Source organism: Phaeobacter sp. S60, assembly GCF_000826845.1.
In the GTDB taxonomy this organism is placed as follows: domain Bacteria; phylum Pseudomonadota; class Alphaproteobacteria; order Rhodobacterales; family Rhodobacteraceae; genus Phaeobacter; species Phaeobacter piscinae.
Genome location: NZ_JSWJ01000014.1, coordinates 13,696 through 39,046 on the forward strand (window position 1 = coordinate 13,696; position 25,351 = coordinate 39,046).

The following is a 25,351-nucleotide window of genomic DNA, read 5'->3' on the forward strand; positions in this document are numbered from 1 at the left end:
GAAACACCATGGCGAGGTTGACCAATTTGCGGCGCCGCGCTCCCAAGTTACCCAAGTCAGCGCGCGTTGCCGGGAATGCGTCTTGGGCCATAGGCCCAAGCCATCTGCTCCTCAGTTTCAATGGCACAGGGGCGCACCGCGCGCAGGCGCGCCAGCGCCAGATCGGGCCGCTCACCGCATTCTGTCATCAATCGCAGCACAACCATTCCCGACCGGCCACAGCCGCCCCGGCAATGCACCAACACCCGACCACCCCCGACAAGCGCTTTGCGGGCCATATGGCTGGCTTCAGGCCAACGGTTCAGAATGTCCGGAGGTGGCGTGCTGAAGTCGGGAACCGGCAGGTGGATCCACCGGCTGCCAAGGCTCTGCAAATCACTGCCGAGGCTCGCTGCGCCAACGGCGACGTGTTCCTCATCCGTGGTCATGGAAATCACCAGCCCGGGCTGCCATTCTCGAATATGTTCTATGTCCGCGTCATAATCCCCGCTTGCCCCGGGTAGCGGGCACAGCGCCAAAATACCATCCGCCACGGATAACGCGTGCAGCACCAGCGGTGCGCCTCTCTGCGCGCTATCGGTATCGCCACCCTCAGATCCATGCTCCATTGTCAGCCCCCACTGCCAAATGCGCCGCAAATCCTGCGCCACCAATCCCCCCGGATGATCACATCCTTCAATGTAGCGGTCCGCCCCTCCGGCACCTAATGGTTTCTGGGTCCGCTCTGGCGGTGGACACCTGCGCCTCCTGGATCTGCATCAGCGGTGGACGCCACGCGCGCGCTTGCCTACTTTACCCGAATACAAACGACCGACCCCCGAATCTGGCACGAGAGATCATGAGCGACACAGCAGGCGACACAGCAGGCCAATCCCAATACCAGGTTCTGGCCCGCAAATACCGGCCCGAAACCTTCGCCGATCTGGTGGGTCAGGACGCCATGGTGCGGACGCTAAAAAACGCCTTTGCCGCCGACCGGATTGCCCAGGCCTTCATCATGACGGGCATTCGCGGCACCGGTAAGACGACCACCGCACGGATCATCGCCAAGGGCATGAACTGCATCGGCGAGGATGGTCAGGGAGGCCCCACCACGGAACCCTGCGGCAAATGCGAACATTGCACGGCGATCATGGAAGGTCGGCATGTCGATGTGATGGAGATGGACGCCGCCAGCCGAACGGGCGTGGGCGACATCCGCGAAATCATCGATTCGGTGCAGTACCGCGCAGCCTCTGCCCGCTATAAGATCTACATCATCGACGAAGTCCACATGCTGTCGACCTCCGCCTTCAACGCGCTGTTGAAGACGCTGGAGGAACCGCCAGCACATGTGAAATTCATCTTCGCGACCACGGAGATCCGCAAGGTACCAGTGACCGTCCTGTCGCGCTGCCAACGCTTCGATTTGCGCCGGATCGAGCCTGAGGTGATGATTGCCCTTCTGCAAAAGATCGCGAGGGCAGAAAACGCGCAAATCGCCGAGGACGCGCTGGCGCTCATCACCCGCGCCGCCGAAGGCTCTGCCCGCGATGCCACCTCACTCCTAGATCAGGCAATTTCGCATGGCGCCGGCGAGACAACCGCGGATCAGGTCCGCGCCATGTTGGGGCTGGCGGATCGTGGGCGGGTCTTGGACCTCATCGACATGATTTTGCGAGGCGACGCGGCTGCGGCGCTGACCGAACTCAGCGCGCAATATGCCGAGGGGGCCGACCCGCTGGCCGTCCTGCGCGATCTGGCCGAAATCACCCATTGGGTGTCCGTGGTGAAAATCACCCCCGACGCGGCGGAAGATCCCACTGTCAGCCCGGATGAGCGCGCCCGTGGTAGCCAAATGGCAGAGGCGCTGCCGATGCGTGTCCTGACGCGGATGTGGCAGATGCTGCTGAAGGCGCTGGAAGAGGTCGCCGCAGCCCCCAATGCAATGATGGCGGCCGAAATGGCGGTGATCCGCCTAACCCATGTGGCAGATCTGCCGACGCCTGAACAGCTGATGCGCACCCTGCAGGATACGCCGCCGCCCCCGCCACCCAGCGGTCATATGAACGCGCCGACGGGGAACTCTGGCGGACCATCTGGCGCCCCCCAAGGCGCAGGCGGTTACGTCCCTCAGCAACCCGGACCGCAGGGCGGCATGCCAAGCGGCCCCCAGGGCGGACCAACGATGTCGGCAGGCAACGGGCAGGCAACCGCGCTCGCCCCGCAGGTAGATAGTGCGCTTGCCCGCTATCCCAGCTTTGAGCATGTGATCGAACTGATCCGGGTAAAACGCGACGGTTTGCTGCTGGAATACGTGAAAACCTACCTGCGTCTGGTGTCTTACCAACCCGGCCGGATCACCATCCAGCCCACGGATGACGCGCCCAAGGATCTCGCCGCGCGTCTTGGCCAGCAGTTGCAGACCTGGACCCATGCCCGTTGGGTGATCTCCCTCGCCAATGAGGGTGGCGGTGAAACCATCACTGAGCGCGACAACGCCGCAGAGAACGCCCTGCGAGCGGAGGCCAGCACCCACCCGATGGTGCAGGCGGTTCTTGAGAGCTTCCCCAAGGCGAAGATCAAAAACATCCGCACAGCGGAAGATCTCGCCGCCGAGGTCGAAGCAGACGCCCTGCCCGAAGTAGAAGACGAATGGGATCCCTTCGAGGAAGAGTGACTTGGGCGATAGGCTTCATGGCGACGCTGTTTCCCGCCGCAGCCCTTGCAGAGGCCTGTGATGAGGCACGACCGTTTTGGCAACCAGGTGATGGTCGCGCCCCCGCCTGGGATGAGTTGATTAACCTCTCCACCCTGCCCGTGTCCCTTGCGTTGCTTGCCCTTGCGGGCATCGCTCTGGCCACACGAAACCGCCCGACCTTCGTAATCGCCGCCGTGCTTTGGGCCGGTATCAGCTTTGTCGTTGCGGTTGACCGATACGAAAACGCGCTTGATTATGGGGAAGCCTCCGCCCTTGCTGAAGGCTGCCTTGGACCACCCCACTTGTTCATCGGCCTCGCAATTGCAATATGTGCGGTGATGACTTACGGCGCCCTGCGCCCTCGCACTTAGGAGAAAACAGATGCTCAAAGGCCTCGGCGGTCTTGGCGATATGGCCAAGATGATGAAATCGGCACAGGAACTGCAAACCAAAATGGCGCAGATGCAGGAAGAGCTGCACAATGTCATGGTCACCGGCGAAGCAGGCGCAGGTCTGGTGAAGGCGACCGCCTCGGCCAAGGGCGACCTGAAAGCGCTGGATATCGATCCGTCGATCTTCAATGGCGACGACAAGGAAGTTGTCGAAGACCTGATCCTCGCCGCGATCAAGGATGCACAGGCCAAAGCCGCAGAAAAAGCGCAGGAAGAAATGGCCAGCCTGACCGAAAGCATGGGCCTGCCCAAGGACATCAAGCTGCCGTTCTGACCCTCGGCACCATAGACACAACATCAGGCGGCCCTCGGGTCGCCTTTTCTTTTGTCCGCCGCGCGCACGCAAAAACAAAACCTGAACAGTTGCCCTGCGCCCCCTTGTACTCCGAGGGCGCAATCAGCCTATATAGCGGGGCAGACAGGGGTGTTAGGCATGATCAAGAACTCAACCACCGATATCGAAGATCTGATTGCCCTGATGGCCAAGCTGCCGGGGCTGGGGCCACGCTCTGCCCGCCGGGCTGTGCTGCACCTGATCCGTAAACGGGCCCTGCTGCTGACCCCATTGGCCGAGACCATGAGCGAGGTGGCCGCCACCGCGCGGGAGTGCCTGAACTGCGGCAATGTCGGCACCGGTGATCTCTGCACCATCTGCGAGGATATGACCCGTGAGAACGGCGAGCTCTGTGTGGTGGAGGATGTCTCGGACCTCTGGGCCATGGAACGTGCGGGTGTCTTCAAAGGGCGCTATCACGTACTCGGCGGGACACTCTCGGCCTTGGACGCGGTCGGCCCGGAGGAGCTGCGCATTCCCCGCCTTGTGGACCGGGTGCAGGCCGAACAGGTCAACGAGGTCATATTGGCGCTCAACGCCACAATCGACGGCCAGACGACGGCACATTACATCGCTGATCAACTCAGCGGGCAGGTCCGTCTGACGTCGCTGGCCCAGGGCGTACCCATCGGCGGAGAGCTGGACTATCTAGATGAAGGCACCATCACAGCCGCCCTGCGCGCGCGTAAGGACATCTAAAGCTTTGCAACAGGCCCGTGGCAGACCTCGCCCCATCGGCTTCTGACGAGAGCAACCGAGGCCAGCTGTAAAACCCGCTCATCGCCTGAAAAGCGCAGGTTGCATCCGGCAATCTGCCAGTGGTCGAGTCTATATTTTCAAGAGAAGAATGGTGGCGTGGGGGAGACTCGAACTCCCGACCTAACGATTATGAGTCGTTCGCTCTAACCAACTGAGCTACCGCGCCGTCGGGGTGCGAGGTACGCCAGCCACGCCCGCGCGTCAAGGCGGAAAAGTCAGAAAAATGCAGGGATCGGCATCGAAAGGCGAATTTTCTGTGACGGTCGAATAATCGACCTCCACGCACCCTATCCTGCGTCACGAAATCGCCGTGGCGGCACCTACAGCATCAGTCGCCCCCAGACGCAAAAAGACCACGGAACGCAGCGCGCACCGTGGTCTTTGCTATCTGACATGCCACCACTCCGGCGGCCTGCGGATCTTAGAAGCGGGGATCGATGTTGTCCTCGTCCTCGTCCTCATCGTCACTACCGGCAGGCAGGTTGAAGAAGCTGTCAGCATCCACAACAGTCTCTTCCTCGGCCGCATCAGGCTTGTCGTTGCCACCCAGAGTGAAGGTTTCGAGACCTTCGATCGCAGACGGCATGCGGGGTTCCGCGTCCATATCCAGCGACTGTTCCGTCGACACCAGCTTGCGACGCTCGTCATCGCTCATCACGCCACCTTCGGCAGCCTTCTTGGCCGCAGCCTTCTGGACGGCGGCGTCCAGTTCGGACTGTTTGCACAGACCCAGAGCAACCGGGTCAATCGGCTGAATGTTGGCAATGTTCCAATGGGTCCGCTCGCGGATCGCCTGAATGGTCGGTTTGGTGGTGCCAACCAGCTTCGACACCTGGCCATCGGACAGCTCCGGATGGAACTTCACCAGCCAGTAGATCGAGGCCGGGCGGTCCTGACGCTTGGACAGCGGGGTGTAGCGCGGGCCACGGCGCTTTTCTTCGCCAGCGGCAGCCGGGTTGAACTTCAGCTTCAGCTTATGCAGCGGATTTTTCTCGGCCTTGTCGACCTCGTCCTGCGTCAGCTGGTTGTTGGCAACCGGGTCGAACCCCTTGACGCCCGCAGCCACATCGCCATCTGCAATGCCCTGGATTTCCAGCTCGTGCATGCCAACGAAATCGGCGATCTGTTTGAAGCTGATCGTGGTATTGTCCACCAGCCACACGGCGGTCGCCTTGGCCATCAACGGTTTTGCCATGCGCTCATCTCCTTAATAACACGGTTGTCCCAGATACATCTTTCCCGTCGCCTGAAAGAGGCTTCCCCGATTTGGGGCGGTTTCCGTTGTCGGGGAACTTCAGTTCTATATAGTCGCGATGTTTCTATAAGGAAAGAGGCGAATGCGCGGGATCAAACAGGCCCTGATGGCGGCCCTTATTGCAGTCATGGGCGTCGGGCTGAACGTCGGCACAACAACACCGGCAAAGGCCGAAGGTGAGATTGCCGGACAATTCGACTATTACGTTCTGGCGCTCAGCTGGTCACCGAATTGGTGCGCACTGGAGGGGGATGCCAGGAAATCCGACCAATGCGACCCCCGTCATGACCACGGCTGGACCCTGCATGGTCTGTGGCCGCAGTTTCACCGCGGCTGGCCCAGCTACTGCCGCACAGCCGAGGCCCCGCCAAACCGCCAGCAGACGCGGCAGATGGCGGATATCATGGGAAGCCCCGGCCTCGCCTGGCATCAGTGGAAGAAACACGGCACTTGCTCCGGCCTGTCGCCCCGCGCCTATTTTGAGCTGTCGAGACAGGCCTATGGGCAGATCAAACGTCCCGCCGCCTTCCGCAAACTGCAGCAACCGGTGACGCTGCCTGCCAGCTTGGTCGAGCAGGCTTTTCTGCAGGACAACCCAGAGCTGGCTTCCAACACGCTGACCATCACCTGCCGCGACGGTCACATCCAGGAGGCCCGGATCTGTTTGTCCCGCGATCTGCAACCAGTTCCCTGCGGCCGCGACGTGATCCGCGATTGCACACAGAAAAACGCGGTGTTTGAGCCGATCCGCTAACCCCCCTGTCAGGTTGATACGGCTTCTGCCCGCCGACCCGCTCGGCTGGCAACCCTCGCCCCCTCGCACCATAGTGACACACGTTGCGCTGATTTTATGGTATCATGCGGATACGCACCGGCTTGGGGCGTCACTGATCCGGACCGACTACGCCCGCCTCCACCTGACCCGCCCCCTCCGTACGCCCTGCGCCAACACGAGAGGAAGGATCATGGAACGCACCATCGGAAATCCCATCAGCTGGCTGGCTAAGTCCTTTGGCCTAACCAGTTCTCACGTCTCCGCCTCGGTGGACCACCTTGGTAGCGACAAGGTTGGCGAGATGCCGCGCGTACTGCAATTGGACATCACGGATCTGGGCGCTGCCTTGCGGGCCGGCTGGCAAGATTTCACCGCCTGCCGATCCGACGCCATGGCGCTTGTTTTCCTTTATCCGCTGATTGGTGTTGCCCTGGTGACGCTCAGCCTGTCGATGAACCTGCTGCCATTGGTGTTCCCGCTGGTTCTGGGCTTTGCGCTGATCGGACCGGTGGCCGCTGTCGGGCTGTATGAGATGTCATCGCGCCGTGAGGCCGGGTTCACGCCGCGCTGGATGGACGCCTTTGCGGTGCTGCGGTCTCCCGCGTTTCTTTCGATTTTGATGCTGGGCCTGTATCTTGCCGCGCTCTGCATCCTGTGGCTGACGGTCGCCGCCGCCATCTACAACCGGACACTTGGCCCAGAGGCGCCACAGTCGGTGATCAGCTTCACGCGGGATACCTTCACCACCGCACCCGGATGGGCAATGCTGGTGATTGGCAGCGCGGTGGGCGCGGTCTTTGCATTTGCCGCGCTCGCGGTCAGCCTTGTATCCTTTCCGCTGCTGTTGGACCGCCATGTCGGCCTTCCGATCGCAGTGGCCACATCTCTGCGGGTGGTGCGTCAGAACCTTCTCGTCTCGCTGCTTTGGGGCGTCATCGTCACCGCCTTACTCATTCTTGGTGCGATTCCGATGTTTGTCGGCATGATCGTGGTCGTCCCTGTACTGGGGCACGCCACCTGGCATCTCTATCGTCGTGCCATTGCGTGACGGCAAGCAAGGGAAGCGGCGGGTGACACCTGCTGAGCCACCCACCCAGTGCGGTCTACACCTCGCCACCGACCTCCAGTACGATTTTTCCGATGTGGCTCGATGCCTCCATCCGGGTATGGGCGGCGGCCGCATCCTCTAGCGCAAATGTCTGATCCATCACCGGGGCAAACTTCTCCGCCTCAATCAGAGGCCAGACCACCTCGCGCAGATCCTGGGCGATCTGCGCCTTGGCCAGATCGCTTTGCGGGCGCAGGGTTGAGCCCGTCAGCGTCAGCCGCCGCGCCATGATCTGGGCAAAGTTCAGCTCAACCTTCGGCCCGGACAGAAATGCAATGTGCACCAAACGTCCATCATCCGCCAATGCGCGCACACTGCGGGGAATATAGTCACCGCCCACCATATCCAAAATCAGATTGGCACCACCTTCACCCTTCAATACCTCGACGAAATCCTCGTCCCGGTAATTGATTGCCCGCTCGGCCCCCAGCTTCAGGCAGGCCGCACATTTCTCATCCGACCCGGCGGTGGTGAACACCCGTGCGCCCAGCTGCGATGCCAGTTGAATGGCTGTTGTCCCAATCCCGGACGAGCCACCATGCACCAGGAACCGCTCCCCCGCCTGTAGGCCACCACGGGTGAAGACATTGGACCAGACGGTGAAGCAGGTTTCCGGCAGGCAGGCCGCCTGCTTCAGTGAAAGCCCCTCAGGAATTGGCAAGCAATGCGCCGCCGGGGTCGCCACATATTCGGCGTAGCCTCCACCGGGCAGCAACGCGCAGACGCGGTCGCCAATCTCCAGCTCGCTGACCCCCGCCCCAAGGGCAACAACCTCTCCTGAGGCTTCCAGCCCCGGCAGGTCGCTTGCGGTCGGGGGCGGAGCATATTTGCCGGCACGCTGTAGCGCATCGGGCCGATTGACGCCCGCATAGGCGACTTTCACCACCACCTGCCCATGGCCGGGTGTCGGCACCGGGCGTTGACAGGCCTGTAGGACATCCGGGCCACCGGGCTCCTGGATCTCAATCGCGCGCATCATTTCGGTCATTCGCATTCCTCCGCTGTTGTCACTGACTAGCAAAGGACGCCCGACTGTCATAGGTCCCGCACCGCTGCGGATCGCGGTAACGTTGCGCGGCTCAGCGCCGCGGCGCGGACCAGCTGCCCGGCAGATCATCACGGGTGCCAGGCGCCTTGATCTGCTGCGCCAGCCAGTTCGGCCCCACCAGCAATGGTTTCAGCAGGGGGTTGGACTGTACCTGCGCCTTCAGCTTTTCGAACTGCATGACATTGTCGATCCGACGATCCAGAAACTCCCAGCTGGCCTGATGCTCCAGACTGTCGTCCCCCAACCAATAGAGCACCGTTGCCGAATAGACCCCGGCAAGCGAGCCGCGTTTGGTGTACCAGTTGATATCCTCGGATGCGTCGCCCAGTGCAGTCCAGATCGCATCGACAGTGCCCCAGATCAGGCGAACTCCGTCGCCCGCGTATTGCGGCAGGGAAAACAGCGTGGTGCCGCGGCGCACGGCTTCCTTGTCATCGACCACTTCCAACCTCAGCCGCACAGCACGTGCGATCTTGTCGCGAAACCGCAGGCCGGTCATGTCCTCTTCGGCCAGACGGTCAAGCATCAGCTGATCGCCGCGTTTGTGAAAGGCAATCGCCAGATCCACCGCCCCACGCGGGCACAGCGCCTCGGCCAGCGCTGGCGTGATCCCTGCGTCCTCGACAGCCACCGCAAACGTTTGCGCGCTCCAGCCATCAAAGGGCACATGCAACAGAGCTGCATCCAGCAGTTGCCCGATGATATCTCCCGCCTCAGGCTCTGCGCGCGGGTCGGTGTGATCCTCAATCGTCATGGTCTCGCCTTCTGAAATTTCACGTCTTACTAGTTGCAATTGCATCTGTTTGACATCGAATATGTGATGTCACATCGGCAAAATCTACCCGGCCAATCGTCTCACTGGCGCGCCGCCGTTTATCGCCGCAGTGGCCCTGCCCGGCAACTGGCCCGGTACTGGACAAGCTAGGGCGACCTTGCTATACGGCCACTTCCTGCAAATCCTTGCAACTCAACTTAGAAAGGTGGTGAAAACCACATGCAGGTTAGTGTTCGCGACAACAACGTCGATCAGGCGCTTCGTGCCCTGAAGAAAAAGCTGCAGCGTGAAGGCGTCTTCCGTGAAATGAAGCTCAAGCAACATTTCGAGAAGCCGTCCGAGAAAAAAGCGCGCGAGAAAGCTGAAGCGATTCGCCGTGCCCGTAAACTGGCACGTAAGAAAGCACAGCGCGAAGGCCTCCTCTGAGCCCTTTGTCCGCAGTTCTGGACGCAAAATGACGACCCCCGAGGCTCAGCCGCGGGGGTTTGTCGTTTTTGGCCTCCCCATAAATAGCGAGTGCGACAATCCGTCACTTATAAACTTAATATTTTATCAAAAAATACACGCAATACGTGTGTTCGTTTTGAACAAACTGCGCTACTGTGGTTAATGCACGGGCAGGCTGACGCGTTTCCCCAGCAGCTGCCCGCTCCATCGGATTTGGAACACCCGATGGTCTAACCCGGAGCAGGCAGCGTCTCCCCCCCATCAGGCGCTTGTCTTACCCCCTTACAACCAAGGCATTTGCCGCTCCGGGTTCCTTCTTCCCCGCCTCATCCCCGAACAGAAAATGCCAGCATGGCACATCTGCGCCCACTTCCGGTGCGGCCGCCACGTCAGCTCAGGTCAGTAAATCTTGGGAACGTAGAGGTCGTCCGGCAGCACCCGGCGCTCGTAGTCGGGCTTATATTCGCGATCCGGCAGCGACACGCGTTCACTTGGCACATCGCAATAGGGGATCTTGGTCAGAAGGTGCTCGATACAGTTCAGCCGCTCGCGCTTCTTGTCGTTCCCTTCCACGATATACCAGGGCGCTTCGGGAATGTTGGTGCGCTCGAACATGTCCTCTTTAGCCTTGGTATACTGCTCCCAGCGGATGCGGCTCTCCAGATCCATTGGCGACAGTTTCCACTGCTTCATCGGGTCGTGGATCCGCATGAGAAACCGCAGCTGCTGCTCCTCATCGGTAATGGAGAACCAATATTTCAGCAGAATAATGCCCGACCGCACCAGCATCCGTTCAAATTCCGGAACGTCCTGAAAAAACTGCTCGACCTGATCATCGCTGGCAAAGCCCATCACCCGCTCGACCCCGGCCCGGTTGTACCAGGACCGGTCGAAGAGCACGATTTCGCCGGCAGCCGGCAGGTAGGGCACATAACGCTGAAAATACCACTGACTCTGCTCACGGCGACTGGGCGCAGGCAGCGCCACCACCCGCGCCACCCGTGGATTGAGCCGCTGGGTGATCCGCTTGATCACCCCACCCTTGCCGGCACTGTCGCGTCCTTCAAACAGGATGCAAACTTTGGCCCCGGTGTGTTGGACCCAATCCTGAACCTTGATCAGCTCAGCCTGCAACCGCAGCAAGTTGCGAAAATAGACCTTGCGATCCAGCATCTCCGGGTGTTGTGACCGGTAGATCTTGCGCAATTCCATTGACAGCATCGGCTCGGCGAATTCGATCTCGAAATCCTCGTCCAGCGTGTCCTGAAGTTCGGCGTCCAGCCAGTCGAAGGAATCAGGGTCATGGTCGCTGGTCACACTAAAGCTCCTTGGTCGGTCTTTGGTCAGTCACGCGGCTGTAGCAGGCTGATGTGATCGTTTCGTGTCACAGTCAGGCAAGCGATGAGCACTGTCAGCCCCTCTGGTCGCTGAAACAGACCAACGCGTCCCGCAGGCCGCGCGCCAGCCGGATCGGAACAGGGAATCGAAAATTGGCGGCAGACGCAAGGGGGCATGCTGCCCGCGCGTCCAATTACCCGCGATGATCGCTCAAAATCATATCAGCTGCCTTTTCCGCGATCATGATCGTCGGCGCATTGGTATTGCCGCTGGGAATCACCGGCATCACGCTGGCATCAACCACCCGCAGCCCACCAACCCCGCGCAAACGCAGCGCGCCGTCCACCGGGGCCGCCTCCTCCGCGCCCATCCGTACCGTGCAGGTCGGATGAAAGATGGTTGTCCCAATCGCGCCTGCCGCCTGCATCAGATCCGCCTCATCATCCGAACCGCCGCCGGGTTTCAGCTCCTGCGGTGCATAACGCTGCATGGCCCCCTGCCCCATAATCGCCCGCGCCTGCCGGATGGCCGCCACGGCCACCTGACGGTCGCCTTCGGTCGAGAGATACTTCGGTGCGATCCGGGGCGCCTGCATGGGATCCGCGCTGGCGATAGCTACCTCTCCCCGGCTTTCAGGTCGCAGGTTACACACGCTTGCCGTCAATCCCGGAAAATCATGCAGCGGCTGACCAAAGGCGTCGAGCGTCAGCGGTTGGACGTGATACTCCAGATCCGGCGTCGCCAGATCCGGGCGCGAACGGGAAAACGCCCCCAGCTGGCTCGGCGCCATCGACATCGGACCGGACCGGCGCAGGGCATATTCGGCCGCAATCTTTGCCTTCCCCAAAAACGAATTGGCCAGCGTGTTCAATGTCTTTGCCCTTTGCAGTCGCCAGGCGCAACGCAATTGCAGATGATCCTGCAGGTTCTGACCAACCTCAGGCATGTCCCGCTGCACCGCAATCCCGTGGTCGCGCAGCAGGTCTGCCGGACCCAGACCAGACAGCTGAAGAATCTGTGGGCTGTTGATGGCCCCCGCAGACAGCAGCACCTCACCGCCCGTTCGCACTGTTTTCACGACACCGCCCTGGCTGTATTCAACCCCTACGGCACGGCCGTTCTCGGTCAGGATGCGCCGGGTGTGGGCGCCGGTTTCTACCTTCAGATTTTCACCAGTCGCCGTGCGCAAAAACGCCTTCGCGGTGTTCATCCGCCAGCCGCCGCGTTGATTCACCCGAAAATAGCCGACGCCCTCATTGTTGCCGGTATTAAAATCAGTGACTTTGGGCAGGCCCCATTCGGCGGCAGCCTGCATCCAGTCGTCCAGTACATCCCAGTGCAGACGCTGGTTTTCCACCCGCCATTCGCCACCGACCCCATGCATGTCAGACGGACCGTCGACGTAATCCTCTGATTTCTTGAAATAGGGCAGCACATCATCCCAGCCCCAGCCGGTGAGCCCGCGCTGGCGCCAGCCATCATAGTCCGCCGCCTGTCCGCGCAGATAGAGCATTCCGTTTATGGAGGAACAGCCGCCCAGCACCTTGCCGCGCGGATAGATCAGCGCGCGCCCGTTCAGCCCCGCCTCCGCCTCGGTTCGATACATCCAGTCAGTGCGCGGGTTGTTGATGCAATAGAGATACCCCATCGGGATATGCACCCAATGGTAGTTGTCCTTGCCGCCCGCCTCCAGCAGCAGCACCCGCTGGCCTGCCGCGCTCAACCGGTTGGCCAGCACGCAGCCCGCGCTGCCTGCGCCGATAATGATATAGTCCCAGTCCATACGCCCCCGCCCGCGACAATCCTGCCGTCTTGTTCTGTCGGGGCAGTCTTTCCCAGATCCCCCTGCCTGACAAGTCACGCAAAGGCCCGCGCAGACGCGTAGATCAGACCGGAAGCGCCGTGGTTTTAAACACCGTGCGCAGCGCAAAGGAACTCTGCATCTGCGCCACACCAGGCAGCCGGGTCAGGTGTTGGCGATGGATGCGGGCAAAATCATCGGTGTTTTCAGCCACCACCTTCAGGATGTAATCCGCCGTCCCCGCCATCAGATGACACTCCAACACATCGGGAATGCGCCCCACCGCCTTCTCAAAGGCATCCAGCAGCTCATCCGCCTGGCTCTGCAACGTGATCTCCACAAAGACGGTTGCCGGCAGGTTCATCTTGCGCGCGTCCAGGAGAGCGACGTAATTACGAATATACCCGTCTGTCTCCAACCGTTGCACACGCCGGTGGCAGGCCGATGCCGACAGGTTTACCTGCTCACTCAGCTCGGCGTTGGAAATCCGTCCCTGCTTCTGCAACACCTGCAAGATGCGACGATCTGTGTGGTCAAGTGACATATTGCGAAAGATCCTTCGATGAAGGATGAACATATTAGAAGAACCTTCTATATGCACCTTTTTATTTCGCCTAAAAAAGCAGCAAATCTCATCGCTCCTGCGGCATCATAGCGCAAGCATGCTGGAGGAGAGATCGCATGAAAATCGGATGCCCCACTGAGATCAAGCCGCAGGAATTCCGCGTCGGGATGACACCGGACGCCGCTCGCGAAGCCGTAAACCATGGCCATACCGTCCTAATTCAGGCCGGTGCCGGGATGGGCGCTGGCTTCACCGACGAAGATTATACCACAGCAGGTGCCGCAATCATCGACACCGCCGAGGAGATCTTTGCCACCGCAGACATGATCGTGAAGGTGAAAGAACCCCAAGCCGTTGAGCGCAAGATGCTGCGCGAAGGCCAGTTGCTGTTCACCTATCTGCACCTCGCCCCCGATCCCGATCAGACCCGTGATCTGCTGGATTCCGGTTGCACCGCGATTGCCTATGAAACCGTGACCGACGACCGTGGCGGCCTGCCGCTGCTGGCGCCGATGTCCGAAGTTGCCGGCCGTCTGGCCCCACAAGTGGGCGCCTACACCCTGCAGAAGGCCAACGGTGGTCGCGGCGTGCTGATGGGCGGCGTCCCTGGCGTGGCCCCGGCCAAGGTTGTGGTGATCGGTGGCGGCGTCGTTGGCACCCACGCAGCCAAGATCGCTGCTGGCATGGGTGCGGATGTCACCATCCTCGACCGTTCCCTCACACGCCTGAAATATCTCGACGATGTCTTCGGCCGCGACTTCAAGAACCAATACTCCACCGCAGGCGCCACGGCCGAGCTGGTGCGTGATGCAGACATGGTGATCGGCGCGGTTCTGATCCCCGGTGCTGCAGCACCAAAGCTGGTCTCACGGGCCCAGCTCAGCGAGATGAAACCCGGCGCAGTGCTGGTGGATGTCGCCATTGACCAGGGCGGCTGCTTCGAGACGTCAAAGGCCACTACCCACGCCGACCCGATCTATGAGGTCGACGGCATCATGCACTACTGCGTGGCCAACATGCCCGGCGCTGTTGCCCGCACCTCGACCCAGGCTTTGGGCAACGCCACCCTGCCATTCTTGCTGAATTTGGCAAACAAAGGCTGGAAGCAAGCCTGCGCAGACGATCCACATCTGCTGAATGGCCTGAACGTGCACGCTGGTAAGCTGACCTATTTCGCGGTCGGCAAGGCTCTGGGCATTGATGTTGTATCCCCTCAGCTGATGATCAAGTAATACCTCCCGATCACTTGGTATCAGCCAGCGCAAGGCCTCGCAGACGCGGGGCCTTGTCTCGTTTTGACAGGTAGAAAAAGTTGCCAACCCCACTAGACAATCGGTCTAGTGATCTTATGTCTACTCGCATGAGTGACACCCGACTGCATATTCTGGACACTGGACGCGCACTGACGGCGCAGCGCGGCTATACCTCCGTCGGGCTGACGGAGCTGCTTGCGACGGCACAGGTGCCGAAGGGATCGTTCTATCACTACTTTTCCTCCAAAGAAGACTACGGCTGCGCCCTGCTGCGTCACTACGTCGACCAGTACCGGATTGAGTTGACGCCCACGTTGAACAACCCAGAGCTGACCGGGCGCGATCAGGTGCTGTCTTATGTCACCGCCTGGCAGGAGCGGCAGAGCTCGGACATGGCCGGTCAAAAATGCCTTATTGTCAAACTGGCCGCCGAAATTGCCGACCTCTCCCCCGCGATGCGCGGCATTCTGCAACAGGCTGTCGAAGGCATTACAGCGCGGCTGGCTGACTGCCTGCGCAAAGGTCAACGGGACGGCTCCCTCAGCCCGAGCGTCGACCCAATCCATACCGCCATCACACTCTATCAGATCTGGCTTGGCGCCAGCCTGATGGCGCATCTGTCGCAGGACAGCACCCCGTTCAACACTGCCATGGTCCAGACCCGGGCCATGCTCCCCCCACCCCGGCACGCCTAACCTGTCAGAGACATTCTGGCTCCCTAGGGTGCCGCAAAAAAATTTGCCGATCACTAGACGATCGGTCTAATCCCTTCAGAAAAGGACCCTAACATGACACAGAGCTCCACCACCAACCGCCAGTATGTCCTCGCCGAGCGCCCCAAGGGTGAGCCAACCGACAGCACCCTGCGCCTGGAAACCACCGAAGTGCCCACCCCGGGCGAAGGTCAGATGCTCCTGCGCAACGAATACCTGTCGCTGGATCCCTATATGCGTGGCCGGATGAGCAGCGCGCCCTCTTATGCCGCGCCGGTCGAGATCGGCGAGGTCATGGTGGGCGGCACCGTTGCCGAGGTCGTTGCATCCAACGTCAAGGGATACGAAAAAGGCGATTGGGTCGTCGCATTCGGCGGCTGGCAGGACTACACACTGTCGGATGGCACCGGTGTGATCAATATGGGCAAGACCCCGCAGAACCCGTCTTGGGCGCTTGGTGTTCTGGGCATGCCGGGCCTCACCGCTTGGGCGGGTCTCACCCAGATCGGCCAGCCAAAAGAAGGCGAAACACTGGTCGTCGCAGGCGCCAGCGGCCCGGTCGGCGCAACGGTTGGCCAGATCGGCAAAATCCTCGGCCTGCGCGTGGTTGGCATCGCGGGTGGTGCGGAGAAATGCCAGCACGTGGTCGATACTTTGGGCTTTGACGCCTGCATCGACTACAAGGACGACAGCTTTGCCGACGACCTTGCCAAGGCGGTTCCAGATGGCATCGACATCTATTTCGAAAACGTCGGCGGCGCTGTCTTTGACGCGGTGATGCCGCTCCTCAACCCCTCTGCCCGCATCCCGCTCTGCGGTCTGATTTCCCAGTACAACGCAACTGCCCTCCCCGACGGCCCTGATCGGATGAACTACCTGATGGGCCAGCTGCTGCGCAAACGCATCACCATGCGCGGCTTCATCGTCTTTGACGATTTCGGCCATCTCTACCCGGTGTTTGCCAAGCAGATGACCGGCTGGGTGCAGGAGGGCAAAGTGAAATACCGCGAAGAAATGATCGAAGGTCTGGAACAAGCGCCCGCAGCATTCGTTGGTCTTTTGAGAGGCGAAGCGTTTGGCAAACGTGTCATCCACCTCGCCGACTGATCTGAACTTCAAAACACAAGGAGACCCGAGATGAAAATCCTGATGGTTCTCACCTCCCATGACAAACTGGGCGACACAGGCGAAAAAACCGGCTTCTGGCTGGAGGAATTCGCCGCGCCTTACTATGCGCTGAAAGATGCAGGCGCCGACATCACACTGGCCTCCCCCAAAGGGGGGCAACCCCCGCTCGATCCCAAGAGCGATGATGAAAGCGCCCAGACCGATGCCACCCGCCGGTTCAAGGAAGATACCGCCGCGCAGGACGCCTTGGCCAACACCAAGGTCTTGGCAGAGGTCAAAGATGATGGCTTTGACGCGGTGTTCTATCCCGGCGGTCACGGTCCTCTCTGGGATCTGGCCGAAGACGCCGACAGCCGCCGCCTGATCGAGGCCTTCGCACACAGCGACCGTCCCATCGGCGCTGTCTGCCACGCCCCAGCCGTGTTCCGCCACACCAAAGACGCCGATGGCGCGCCGCTGGTACAGGGCAAACGCGTGACCGGCTTCTCCAACAGCGAAGAAGACGGCGTCGGCCTCACCGACGTGGTGCCCTTCCTGGTGGAAGACATGTTGGCTGAAAATGGCGCCACCTACGAGAAAGGCGACGACTGGGCCTCCTTTGCCATCACCGACGGCAAGCTGGTCACCGGCCAGAACCCCGCCTCCTCGGAAGAGGCCGCGAAACAGCTGCTCGCCCTACTCTGAGGCCGCAAGCCTGCGAAAGCCGCAGCGCTCAATACTAAGGCCGCCCAGCAGTGATGCGGGCGGCCTTTTATTTTCGCACATGATGAGCGCGTGATCAGATCGCCGCGTTCATGCTTTCTTCCAGATAGATCTCGCGCAGGCGCTTGGCGATCGGACCCGGTGTGCCATCGCCCAGCGCTACGCCGTCGATCTCAACCACCGGCATCACAAAGGCGGAAGCCGATGTGGTAAAGGCCTCATCCGCCTCTTTCGCTTCCTCAATGGTGAACAGGCGCTCTTCGATCTTCATCTGTGCCTCTTCTGCCATGCGCAAAACCGCCTTGCGGGTGATGCCGTGCAGAATGTCATTGGACAGCGGGCGGGTAACAATCACGCCATCCTTCACGAAATATGCGTTGTTAGAGGTCCCTTCGGTCACGTGACCATCCTCAATCATCCAGGCATCATCGGCCCCGGCCTTCTTCGCCATCATCTTGCCCATGGAGGGGTAGAGCAGCTGCACGGTCTTAATGTCGCGGCGGCCCCAGCGAATATCCTCGATCGAGATGATCTTAGCGCCCTTGCGCGACGCCGGGCTGTCCGCCAGACCGGGTTTGTTCTGGGTGAACAGCACGATGGTCGGCGTGGTCTCAGCCGAGGGAAACACAAAATCACGATCCCCATCAGAGCCACGGCTGACCTGCAGATAGACCAGACCTTCGTCGATGTCGTTCAGCTCCACCAGCTTGCGATGGATCTCCAGCAGCTCTTCCTTGCTGCAGGGCTCGGCCATCTCCAGCTCGTCCAGAGACCGTTTCAGACGTACGGCGTGACCTTCGAAATCAATCAGCTTGCCGCCCAGAACCGAGGTCACCTCATAAACAGCATCCGCCATCAGAAAACCGCGGTCAAAAATCGAGACCTTGGCCTCATCCTCCGGCAGGTAGTCGCCATTCACATATACGGTACGGGTCATAGTGCTCTCCTTAGCCCCACAAGGCCGCTTCCGGCGGGTGCACGCCGTCTGCGTCAAATTTCAACGGTTCCGCACGGTCTTCGGCCAACAGAAGCGGCCCGTCAAGATCAGTGACCACCGCCCCCTGTGCCACCAGTGTCGCAGGCGCCATGGCAAGAGAGGATCCGACCATGCAACCCACCATCACCTCAAAACCCCGCGCAAGTGCCGCGTCGCGCAGTTGCAGCGCCTCCGTCAGCCCACCGGTCTTGTCCAGCTTGATGTTGATGACGTCGTATTTCCCCTCCAGGGCTGCGAGGCTCTCGCGATCATGACAACTCTCATCGGCACAGACTGGCACTGGACGCTCCATCCCCAGCAGCGCAGCGTCCTCCCCCGCAGGCAGTGGCTGTTCCACCAGCGCCACTCCCAGTCGTACCAGATGTGGGGCAAGGTCAGCGTAGACCTCGGCGCTCCAGCCCTCGTTGGCATCGACAATGATGCGGGCCTCAGGGGCTCCAGCGCGCACCGCTTCCAGGCGGGCCATATCGTCGGCGGTGCCCAGCTTGATCTTCAGTAGTGGGCGATGGGCATTCTTGGCGGCCTGCGCCTGCATGTTTTCGGGACTGTCCAGTGACAGCGTATAGGCGGTGATTTCTGGTTTTGGCTCCGGCAGACCTGCCAGCTCCCAGACCCGCTTGCCCGCCTGTTTCGCTTCCAGATCCCACAGCGCGCAATCAACGGCATTGCGCGCGGCCCCTGCAGGCAAAAGCGATTGCAGCTCTTCGCGGTTGAAACGCTCTGGCAGACCTTCAATTTCAGCCGTCACACTCTCCAGCGTCTCACCATAGCGCGCATAGGGCACACATTCACCACAGCCCGTCACGCCATCCTGTTCGATACGCACGGTCAGCACCTTGGCCTCGGTGCGTGATCCTCGGGAGATGGTAAAGACCTGCGCCAGCTTGAAAATATCGGGTGTCACGCTGATCTGCATATGTCTCTCCATAACTGCGGTAGTTGTCTTTGTCTAAAGAACCGGAAAAGGCCCAAAGGATACCCGTACGGCCGGGCACCCCAATGTCATCTTTCCAAAAATACTCCCGCCGGAGGCTTCGAACCGTTCGGCTCACCCCCAGCGGCAGCAGGGGTTAGATCACACAGCGTCCAGCGCGTCCACCAGACGGCCCGCACCATGGCGATAGGGATCCACCGCTGGCAGCCCCATGCGGGCCTCAACCTCGGCGAGATAGGATTTCGCTTCCTCCTCGCTCAGATGCTGGGTGTTCACCGAAATACCCACGACCTTGCACTCCGGATTGGAGACCTGCGCCAGCGGCAGCGCGGTGTCACGCAGCTGCTCAAGGCTCGGCAGCTTATAACCCGGCAGGCCCCGCATATGCTCACGGGTCGGCTCATGGCACAGGATCAGCGCATCTGGCTGGCCCCCATGCACCAGCGCCATGGTCACACCAGAATAGGACACGTGAAACAATGAACCCTGCCCCTCGATCAGATCCCAGTGGTCATCGTCATTATCCGGGGTCAGATACTCAATGGACCCTGCCATGAAATCCGCGATTACCGCGTCGAGCGGCACGCCGTGGCCGGTGATCAGAATGCCGGTCTGGCCCGTCGCGCGGAAGGTCGACTTCATGCCGCGCTTCTGCATCTCAGCGTCCATGGCCAGGGCGGTATACATCTTTCCCGCGGAACAATCGGTGCCAACAGCGAGGCAGCGTTTGCCGCTGCGCTTCACGCCATTGGCGATCGGATAGCCGACGGTCGGCACGCGGACATCATGCAGGGTGCCGCCATGGGTCTGGGCCGCCGCAACCAGATCACCCTCGTCCCGCAGCAGATTGTGCAGACCAGACGCCAGGTCATACCCCATCTCCAAGGCTGCAATCAGCACCTCTTTCCACGCCGGGGAGATCACACCGCCACGATTGGCCACACCAATCACCAGTGTCTTGGCACCCGCCGCCTTGGCCTCGGCCAGCGTCATATCGCTCAGCCCAAGATCGGCTCCACAGCCGGGCAGGCGGATCTGACCCACGGCGTGATCCGGGCGCCAGTCGCGAATACCGATGGCCACCTTGGCGGCGAGCATGTCGGGCGCATCGCCCAGGAACAGCAGATATGGGGTCTCGATCATGGCGGGGCCTCCTCAGAAAAAGTCGAGTTCCGCGCGAGTGTAGGAGAGCGCGCCTGCGAGAGGATCCCGAATTCTGCGCAACATCTGAAAATTGGCGCATGAATCTTCGATTACAGAAGGAATAACCCGAAGATCTTCCCAATCAATGGCCATATACGCCGGTTCCTTGCTTACGCTGTCGTACAACTCGGCCCCCCAGTGACTGTTTCTGCGCTCGCAATGCTGCGACTGCACAAAACGCTTGCGGGCCGCGCTGCAATTTAATACCAAAACAGCAAGCAATTACGACACATCATTACCCAGAGGTCGCTGACATGAGCTTTCGCATCCAACCCGCCGCCCCGGCCCGCCCGAACCGCTGTCAGCTGTTTGGCCCCGGCTCCAACACCAAACTCTTTCCAAAAATGGCAGCCTCAGCAGCAGATGTGATCAACCTCGACCTAGAGGATTCGGTCGCCCCGTCGGATAAGGATGCAGCCCGTGCCAATGTGATCGAGGCCCTGAACACGGTCGACTGGGGCAACAAATATATCTCCGTGCGGATCAATGGGCTGGATACACCCTATTGGTACCGCGATGTTGTCGATCTCCTGGAGCAGGCTGGTGACCGGCTGGACCAGATCATGATCCCCAAAGTGGGCTGCGCCGAAGATGTCTATGCCGTGGACGCACTGGTTACGGCGATTGAACGCGCCAAGGGCCGCCGCAAGCCGATATCCTTTGAGGTGATCATCGAATCGGCCGCCGGCATCGTCCATGTTGAGGCCATCGCCGCCGCCAGCCCGCGCCTTCAGGCCATGAGCCTCGGGGCTGCAGACTTCGCCGCCTCCATGGGCATGCAGACCACCGGCATCGGCGGCACGCAGGAGGATTACTATATGCTGCGCGCTGGCGAAAAACACTGGTCGGACCCCTGGCATTGGGCCCAGGCCGCCATTGTCGCCGCCTGTCGCACCCATGGCATTCTGCCAGTGGATGGCCCGTTTGGGGATTTCTCCGATGATGAGGGCTATATCGCCCAGGCCAAACGCTCCGCCACCCTCGGCATGGTGGGCAAATGGGCGATCCACCCGAAACAGATCGCGTTGGCCAATCAGGTTTTCACCCCATCTGATGAAGCAGTCTCTGAGGCGCGTGAGATCCTCGCAGCCATGGAACAAGCCAAGGCCAAAGGCGAAGGCGCAACAGTCTACAAGGGCCGTCTGGTCGATATCGCCTCTATCAAACAGGCCGAGGTGATCGTCGCGCAATCGGAGCTGATCGCCCAAAACGGCTAACGGTTTGTAAAACCGGGGGTGCAACAATGCCCCCGGTAAAACAATGGCCGTCAAGGCAGAGACAAAGGCAGGCGAAGCACATGGTCGATCTCACCCTGATTCACACGGCCAAGACCCATGTCGCCACTTTCGATGCGCTGGCGGGTGCTGCAAAGCTACACCATATCGTCCGTCCCGACTGGCTGGAGCGGGCGCAAGATGGCATTGACGACGCCCTGCGCCGGGAAATCACCACCGAAATCCAGCGCCTGACCAGCCCCATCCTCTGCACGTGCACCACATTCGGAGAGCTGGCAGAAAGTCTCGGCGCCATCCGACTCGACTGGCCGATGATGCAGGCCGCAGCACAGATCGGCGGGCCGGTGCTGATTGCGTATTGCCTGGAAAGCACACGCGCGCCCTCTACGGCCCTGTTGGAGCGCGCCTTCAGCGACCTCGACACATCAGCAGAAATTCGCACTCTGCCTCTGACCGGCCTCTGGCCGCACTTCACTGCAGGCGATACCGATCTGTTCCACCAACAGATCGCCACCTGGGTCGGCACCAGCCTCGCCTTGGTGGCCGATACCTCCTGCGTGGTGCTGGCGCAGGCTTCCATGGCTGGTGCCGCCACGCTGATTGAGACTGAGATCCCGGTGCTCGCCTCCCCCGCCATCGCCATGCGGAGCCTCACAGGGGCGGGCTGACGCCAACCCCGTCACCTTTCTCCAAATACTCAATATCCCACGCCCCGGCTCTCAGGCCCGCATGTCCTTGGGCGATCCCATCACCACATAGGTGGTGATCGAGGTTACATAGGGAGACGTCCCCAGAATATCGGTATGAAACTGCTTGTAGCTGGGCAAATCCGCGCATTCGACCCGCAGGAGGTACTCGATGGTGCCGGTGATATTGTGGCACTCCACCACCTCGGGCGCCCGCCGCATGGCGATTTCAAAGGCCTCTTGTGCTTCTTTGGTGTGCTCGCCTAGACCCACCCCGATATAGGTGACAAAACCAACTCCCAGCGCCTGCCGGTTCAACACCGCCCGATAACCGGTAATAACCCCGCTGCGCTCCAGATCCTGCACCCGGCGCAAACAGGCAGAAGGCGACAGCCCTACACGATCCGCCAATTCCAAATTGCTGATCCGCCCGTCGCGGCTCAGCTCCTGCAATATCCTGTCGTTTATTTGATCCAGTTTCGCCATTTGTTGCAAAATATGACGTCAACGCATAGAGAACGCAATTTCATTCGCTCAAATACTCTTCATTTTCATCGCCATGACCTACGAACTCTTCTTCGCCCTCGCTGGCTTTGTCTTTGGCACTGTCTTCACCCCCGGCCCCAACAATCTGATGCTGATGGCCTCCGGCGCCAACTTCGGTTTTCGCCGCTCCCTTCCGCATCTCACGGGTGTCGCGGTTGGTTTTCCATTGATGATTCTGCCGGTTGGCCTTGGGGTGATGCAGCTGTTTGATGCCTTCCACGCGCTCACGTGGATCATGACGGCACTTTCGGTGGCCTATATGCTGTGGCTGGCGTGGAAAGTTGCCAATGCGGCCCCGCCACGCGATGGCGAGGCGCAGGGGACACCGCTGAGTTTCCTTCAGGCCTGCGCCTTCCAATGGGTCAACCCCAAGGCCTGGGCGATGGCCCTTGGCGCAATCACCCTCTATGCGGCCAGCCGCGATGTGACTGCCATTCTCTGGGTGTCGGGCACTTATTTGCTGGTGGGCAGTTTCTCGGCCTCGACCTGGACATTGCTGGGCCAGCAGCTGCGTCGGCTGCTGACCCGCCCCGCACAGCTGCGGGCCTTCAACTGGACCATGGCAGCCCTGCTTCTTGCGTCGCTGGCCGCGATCCTGCTGCAGCGCTGAGCGTCACTTCAGCGGCAGACAGATCTCCGTCAGCAACTCCTCCGGTGCGACTTGGTGCGGATCATTAAGATAGATCTCGTAGCAGGGCGCATCAGCAGGCTCCTCGCCCGACTGGGGCAACCACGCGCCGAACAAATCACCATAGGCGGCATGGATGCCGGAATACGGCCCCTTGTAGGTCATCACGGCAGTCTTCCCACCAGGCAACGCTACCTCTTCCATATCTTCAGGCAGGGCAACACCTTCGGCCGTGCTGGCCCCGGCGTAGCTGCGCAGCTCGGCATCCGGGACTGTATCTGGACTGTCGAGATAGACACCGATCATCTGGCGCATCTGCGGCCAAAGATTGCGCGCCGTACACAGGGCTGAGAACGCCTCAAAGCTGCGGCCAATCTCGCTATAGGCCCCCTTATGGGCCAATGCGGCCAGGGTACGGGCGGGTTCATCGCGAATGGTGGTGGGATACATGGGGTCTCCTTGGGACATCAGATTGGGATTGGGCGGCAGAAGACGGCCCTTCCTGCGGAAGGCCGCGGGCGACGCCCCATAAGCCTCGGCAAAGACACGTGCAAAAGAGCGGCTATTGGGATAGCCTGCGGCGCGGCCGATGCTCTCGATCGGGGCTGCGCCCTGCACCAGCGCAGTTGCGGCCAGATGCAGCCGGATCCGGCGCACCGCCTGCGCGCAAGTTTCCCCGGTCAGGGCGCGAAACACCCTATGCCAGTGAAACCGCGACATCGCCGCCACATCCGCCAGCGCATCCAACGACAGATCCCCCTCCGGGTTGTCGTAGATATAGCCCAGCACCCGCAGAATGCGGTCCTCATAGGCGTTGCTCATGGAAAACGTCCCTCTTCTGACCCGATTTGGATGCCATAGTAGCACTTCACAAATCTTGCTGAGTTGCATCCGTCGGCCCTTGGGGCCATATATCGGGCAAACCGCCCGAGTGAGACGACATGACCCAGTACATGGATTTTGAGAAACCGTTGGCCGAAATCGAAGGCAAAGCGGAAGAACTGCGCGCCCTGGCACGGGCAAATGAAGAAGCTGATCTGACCGATGAGGCCGCCGCCCTTGACGCCAAGGCGGCGCAATTGCTGATCGATCTCTACAAAGATCTGACACCCTGGCGCAAATGCCAGGTCGCTCGTCACCCCGAACGGCCGCATTGCCGTGATTATATTGATGCGCTGTTCACCGAATATACCCCGCTGGCCGGCGACCGGAACTTCGCCGATGATCTGGCGGTGATGGGCGGATTGGCGCGGTTCAACGACCAACCAGTCATGGTGATCGGCCATGAAAAAGGCTCGGACACCAAGGCGCGTATCGCCCATAATTTCGGCATGGCCCGTCCCGAAGGCTACCGCAAGGCAATCCGCCTGATGGAAATGGCCGGACGTTTTGGTCTGCCGGTGGTGACCCTCGTGGATACGGCTGGTGCCTACCCCGGCAAGGGCGCGGAAGAGCGCGGCCAGTCCGAGGCCATCGCCCGCTCTACCGAGATGTGCCTGAAAATTGGTGTGCCGCTGATCTCCATCATCATTGGTGAAGGCGGCTCTGGCGGAGCTGTGGCCTTTGCCTCTGCCAACCGCGTGGCGATGCTGGAACATTCGGTCTACTCAGTGATCAGCCCCGAGGGCTGCGCCTCAATCCTCTGGAAGGATGCCGAAAAGATGCGCGAAGCCGCCGAAGCCCTGCGCCTCACCGCTCAGAACCTCAAGGAGCTGGCCGTGGTGGACAAGATCATCCCCGAGCCGCTTGGCGGCGCCCACCGCAATGCTGAAGCCACCTTTGAGGCGGTGAGTGGCGCGCTGACAGAGATGCTGGCAGAGCTAGAAGGTATGGACGCCGCTGCCCTCATCAAGGATCGTCGCCAGAAATTCCTGGACATCGGCTCCAAGGGGTTGGCGGCCTAGGGCCACGCGCAACACCCTGATTTCGGTATGAAACCTCGGCCTTTGCGCCGAGGTTTTTTTTATGTTTGTTCGTATGGGGCCAAGC

Annotated in this window: 27 protein-coding genes and 1 tRNA gene; 15 read left to right on the top strand and 13 right to left on the bottom strand. The window is 60.8% G+C overall.

What is annotated here, in order from left to right:
* Nucleotides 1–56: 56 nt before the first annotated feature.
* Entirely contained in the window at nt 57–608 is a 552-nt protein-coding gene (locus OO25_RS14115; protein WP_040180846.1) for a protein-tyrosine phosphatase family protein, read from the bottom strand.
* Nucleotides 609–838: 230 nt separating this feature from the next.
* On the opposite strand from OO25_RS14115, the gene OO25_RS14120 reads away from it, so the two are divergent.
* From OO25_RS14120 to recR, 4 genes are all read left to right on the top strand, one after another.
* On the top strand, nt 839–2,659 hold the full coding sequence (locus tag OO25_RS14120; protein ID WP_040180785.1) for a DNA polymerase III subunit gamma/tau: 1,821 nt from the start codon (nt 839–841) through the stop codon (nt 2,657–2,659).
* Between the two features lie 17 nt (nt 2,660–2,676).
* Nucleotides 2,677–3,051: a hypothetical protein gene (locus OO25_RS14125; protein ID WP_052465678.1), complete on the top strand. Its 375-nt coding sequence runs from the start codon at nt 2,677–2,679 to the stop codon at nt 3,049–3,051.
* A gap of 10 nt (nt 3,052–3,061) precedes the next feature.
* A complete protein-coding gene (locus OO25_RS14130) occupies nt 3,062–3,406 on the top strand; it encodes a YbaB/EbfC family nucleoid-associated protein (RefSeq protein WP_024095897.1) in 345 nt (114 codons plus the stop codon).
* 159 nt (nt 3,407–3,565) lie between these two features.
* Nucleotides 3,566–4,165, top strand: coding sequence for a recombination mediator RecR (gene recR, locus OO25_RS14135; RefSeq protein ID WP_040180787.1), 600 nt, complete (start codon nt 3,566–3,568; stop codon nt 4,163–4,165).
* Between the two features lie 149 nt (nt 4,166–4,314).
* Here the strand turns inward: recR and OO25_RS14140 are convergent.
* Both OO25_RS14140 and OO25_RS14145 read right to left on the bottom strand, forming a co-directional pair.
* Nucleotides 4,315–4,391, bottom strand: a tRNA-Met gene (locus tag OO25_RS14140).
* 255 nt (nt 4,392–4,646) lie between these two features.
* A complete protein-coding gene (locus OO25_RS14145) occupies nt 4,647–5,420 on the bottom strand; it encodes a DUF1013 domain-containing protein (protein WP_040180788.1) in 774 nt (257 codons plus the stop codon).
* Nucleotides 5,421–5,562: 142 nt separating this feature from the next.
* Here OO25_RS14145 and OO25_RS14150 point away from each other — a divergent pair, with 142 nt between their 5' ends.
* Nucleotides 5,563–6,234: a ribonuclease T2 gene (locus tag OO25_RS14150; protein WP_040180789.1), complete on the top strand. Its 672-nt coding sequence runs from the start codon at nt 5,563–5,565 to the stop codon at nt 6,232–6,234.
* A gap of 211 nt (nt 6,235–6,445) precedes the next feature.
* Complete coding sequence (locus tag OO25_RS14155; protein ID WP_040180790.1) at nt 6,446–7,303, top strand: DUF2189 domain-containing protein; 858 nt, start codon at nt 6,446–6,448, stop codon at nt 7,301–7,303.
* 55 nt (nt 7,304–7,358) lie between these two features.
* Here OO25_RS14155 and OO25_RS14160 read toward each other — a convergent pair whose 3' ends face one another.
* A complete protein-coding gene (locus OO25_RS14160; protein ID WP_040180792.1) occupies nt 7,359–8,351 on the bottom strand; it encodes an NAD(P)H-quinone oxidoreductase in 993 nt (330 codons plus the stop codon).
* Between the two features lie 91 nt (nt 8,352–8,442).
* Complete coding sequence (locus OO25_RS14165) at nt 8,443–9,165, bottom strand: COQ9 family protein (protein WP_040180793.1); 723 nt, start codon at nt 9,163–9,165, stop codon at nt 8,443–8,445.
* 240 nt (nt 9,166–9,405) lie between these two features.
* Here OO25_RS14165 and rpsU point away from each other — a divergent pair, with 240 nt between their 5' ends.
* The gene (gene rpsU, locus OO25_RS14170) at nt 9,406–9,612 is read left to right on the top strand and encodes a 30S ribosomal protein S21 (protein WP_005614280.1); all 207 of its coding nucleotides are present in this window, start codon (nt 9,406–9,408) and stop codon (nt 9,610–9,612) included.
* A gap of 420 nt (nt 9,613–10,032) precedes the next feature.
* On the opposite strand, the gene ppk2 is transcribed toward rpsU, so the two are convergent.
* The 3 genes from ppk2 to OO25_RS14185 all read right to left on the bottom strand — a co-directional run bounded on the left by ppk2 (nt 10,033) and on the right by OO25_RS14185 (nt 13,316).
* A complete protein-coding gene (ppk2, locus tag OO25_RS14175) occupies nt 10,033–10,950 on the bottom strand; it encodes a polyphosphate kinase 2 (RefSeq protein ID WP_014875915.1) in 918 nt (305 codons plus the stop codon).
* A gap of 214 nt (nt 10,951–11,164) precedes the next feature.
* Nucleotides 11,165–12,754, bottom strand: a complete 1,590-nt coding sequence (locus OO25_RS14180) for a GMC family oxidoreductase (protein ID WP_040180794.1) — start codon at nt 12,752–12,754, stop codon at nt 11,165–11,167.
* A 103-nt stretch (nt 12,755–12,857) separates the two neighbouring features.
* On the bottom strand, nt 12,858–13,316 hold the full coding sequence (locus OO25_RS14185; protein ID WP_024095888.1) for an Lrp/AsnC family transcriptional regulator: 459 nt from the start codon (nt 13,314–13,316) through the stop codon (nt 12,858–12,860).
* Between the two features lie 137 nt (nt 13,317–13,453).
* On the opposite strand from OO25_RS14185, the gene ald reads away from it, so the two are divergent.
* The 4 genes from ald (at nt 13,454) to OO25_RS14205 (ending at nt 17,115) form a co-directional block, all read left to right on the top strand.
* Nucleotides 13,454–14,569 (top strand): alanine dehydrogenase, encoded by a 1,116-nt coding sequence (gene ald, locus OO25_RS14190; RefSeq protein WP_040174681.1) that lies wholly within the window; start codon nt 13,454–13,456, stop codon nt 14,567–14,569.
* Nucleotides 14,570–14,697: 128 nt separating this feature from the next.
* The gene (locus OO25_RS14195; RefSeq protein WP_242407047.1) at nt 14,698–15,285 is read left to right on the top strand and encodes a TetR/AcrR family transcriptional regulator; all 588 of its coding nucleotides are present in this window, start codon (nt 14,698–14,700) and stop codon (nt 15,283–15,285) included.
* 93 nt (nt 15,286–15,378) lie between these two features.
* Nucleotides 15,379–16,410, top strand: a complete 1,032-nt coding sequence (locus OO25_RS14200) for an NADP-dependent oxidoreductase (RefSeq protein WP_040180797.1) — start codon at nt 15,379–15,381, stop codon at nt 16,408–16,410.
* A gap of 30 nt (nt 16,411–16,440) precedes the next feature.
* Nucleotides 16,441–17,115: a type 1 glutamine amidotransferase domain-containing protein gene (locus tag OO25_RS14205; protein ID WP_040180799.1), complete on the top strand. Its 675-nt coding sequence runs from the start codon at nt 16,441–16,443 to the stop codon at nt 17,113–17,115.
* A 94-nt stretch (nt 17,116–17,209) separates the two neighbouring features.
* On the opposite strand, the gene OO25_RS14210 is transcribed toward OO25_RS14205, so the two are convergent.
* The 3 genes from OO25_RS14210 to dgcN all read right to left on the bottom strand — a co-directional run bounded on the left by OO25_RS14210 (nt 17,210) and on the right by dgcN (nt 20,207).
* Entirely contained in the window at nt 17,210–18,070 is an 861-nt protein-coding gene (locus OO25_RS14210; RefSeq protein WP_040180800.1) for a D-amino-acid transaminase, read from the bottom strand.
* Between the two features lie 10 nt (nt 18,071–18,080).
* Nucleotides 18,081–19,046, bottom strand: coding sequence for an N-acetyl-D-Glu racemase DgcA (gene dgcA / locus OO25_RS14215; RefSeq protein ID WP_040180802.1), 966 nt, complete (start codon nt 19,044–19,046; stop codon nt 18,081–18,083).
* Between the two features lie 159 nt (nt 19,047–19,205).
* The gene (gene dgcN / locus OO25_RS14220) at nt 19,206–20,207 is read right to left on the bottom strand and encodes an N-acetyltransferase DgcN (protein WP_040180804.1); all 1,002 of its coding nucleotides are present in this window, start codon (nt 20,205–20,207) and stop codon (nt 19,206–19,208) included.
* A gap of 314 nt (nt 20,208–20,521) precedes the next feature.
* Between dgcN and OO25_RS14225 the strand changes: the two genes are divergently transcribed.
* Both OO25_RS14225 and OO25_RS14230 read left to right on the top strand, forming a co-directional pair.
* Complete coding sequence (locus tag OO25_RS14225) at nt 20,522–21,484, top strand: L-malyl-CoA/beta-methylmalyl-CoA lyase (protein WP_040180805.1); 963 nt, start codon at nt 20,522–20,524, stop codon at nt 21,482–21,484.
* An 80-nt stretch (nt 21,485–21,564) separates the two neighbouring features.
* Nucleotides 21,565–22,170, top strand: a complete 606-nt coding sequence (locus tag OO25_RS14230; protein WP_040180807.1) for a hypothetical protein — start codon at nt 21,565–21,567, stop codon at nt 22,168–22,170.
* Between the two features lie 51 nt (nt 22,171–22,221).
* Here OO25_RS14230 and OO25_RS14235 read toward each other — a convergent pair whose 3' ends face one another.
* Nucleotides 22,222–22,674, bottom strand: a complete 453-nt coding sequence (locus OO25_RS14235; RefSeq protein WP_040180809.1) for an Lrp/AsnC family transcriptional regulator — start codon at nt 22,672–22,674, stop codon at nt 22,222–22,224.
* Between the two features lie 73 nt (nt 22,675–22,747).
* Here OO25_RS14235 and OO25_RS14240 point away from each other — a divergent pair, with 73 nt between their 5' ends.
* Nucleotides 22,748–23,344 (top strand): LysE family translocator, encoded by a 597-nt coding sequence (locus tag OO25_RS14240; RefSeq protein ID WP_040180810.1) that lies wholly within the window; start codon nt 22,748–22,750, stop codon nt 23,342–23,344.
* A 3-nt stretch (nt 23,345–23,347) separates the two neighbouring features.
* Here the strand turns inward: OO25_RS14240 and OO25_RS14245 are convergent, their stop codons facing one another.
* Complete coding sequence (locus tag OO25_RS14245; protein WP_040174700.1) at nt 23,348–24,184, bottom strand: GyrI-like domain-containing protein; 837 nt, start codon at nt 24,182–24,184, stop codon at nt 23,348–23,350.
* 119 nt (nt 24,185–24,303) lie between these two features.
* Between OO25_RS14245 and OO25_RS14250 the strand changes: the two genes are divergently transcribed.
* Nucleotides 24,304–25,266: an acetyl-CoA carboxylase carboxyltransferase subunit alpha gene (locus tag OO25_RS14250; protein ID WP_040174702.1), complete on the top strand. Its 963-nt coding sequence runs from the start codon at nt 24,304–24,306 to the stop codon at nt 25,264–25,266.
* Nucleotides 25,267–25,351: the final 85 nt, after the last annotated feature.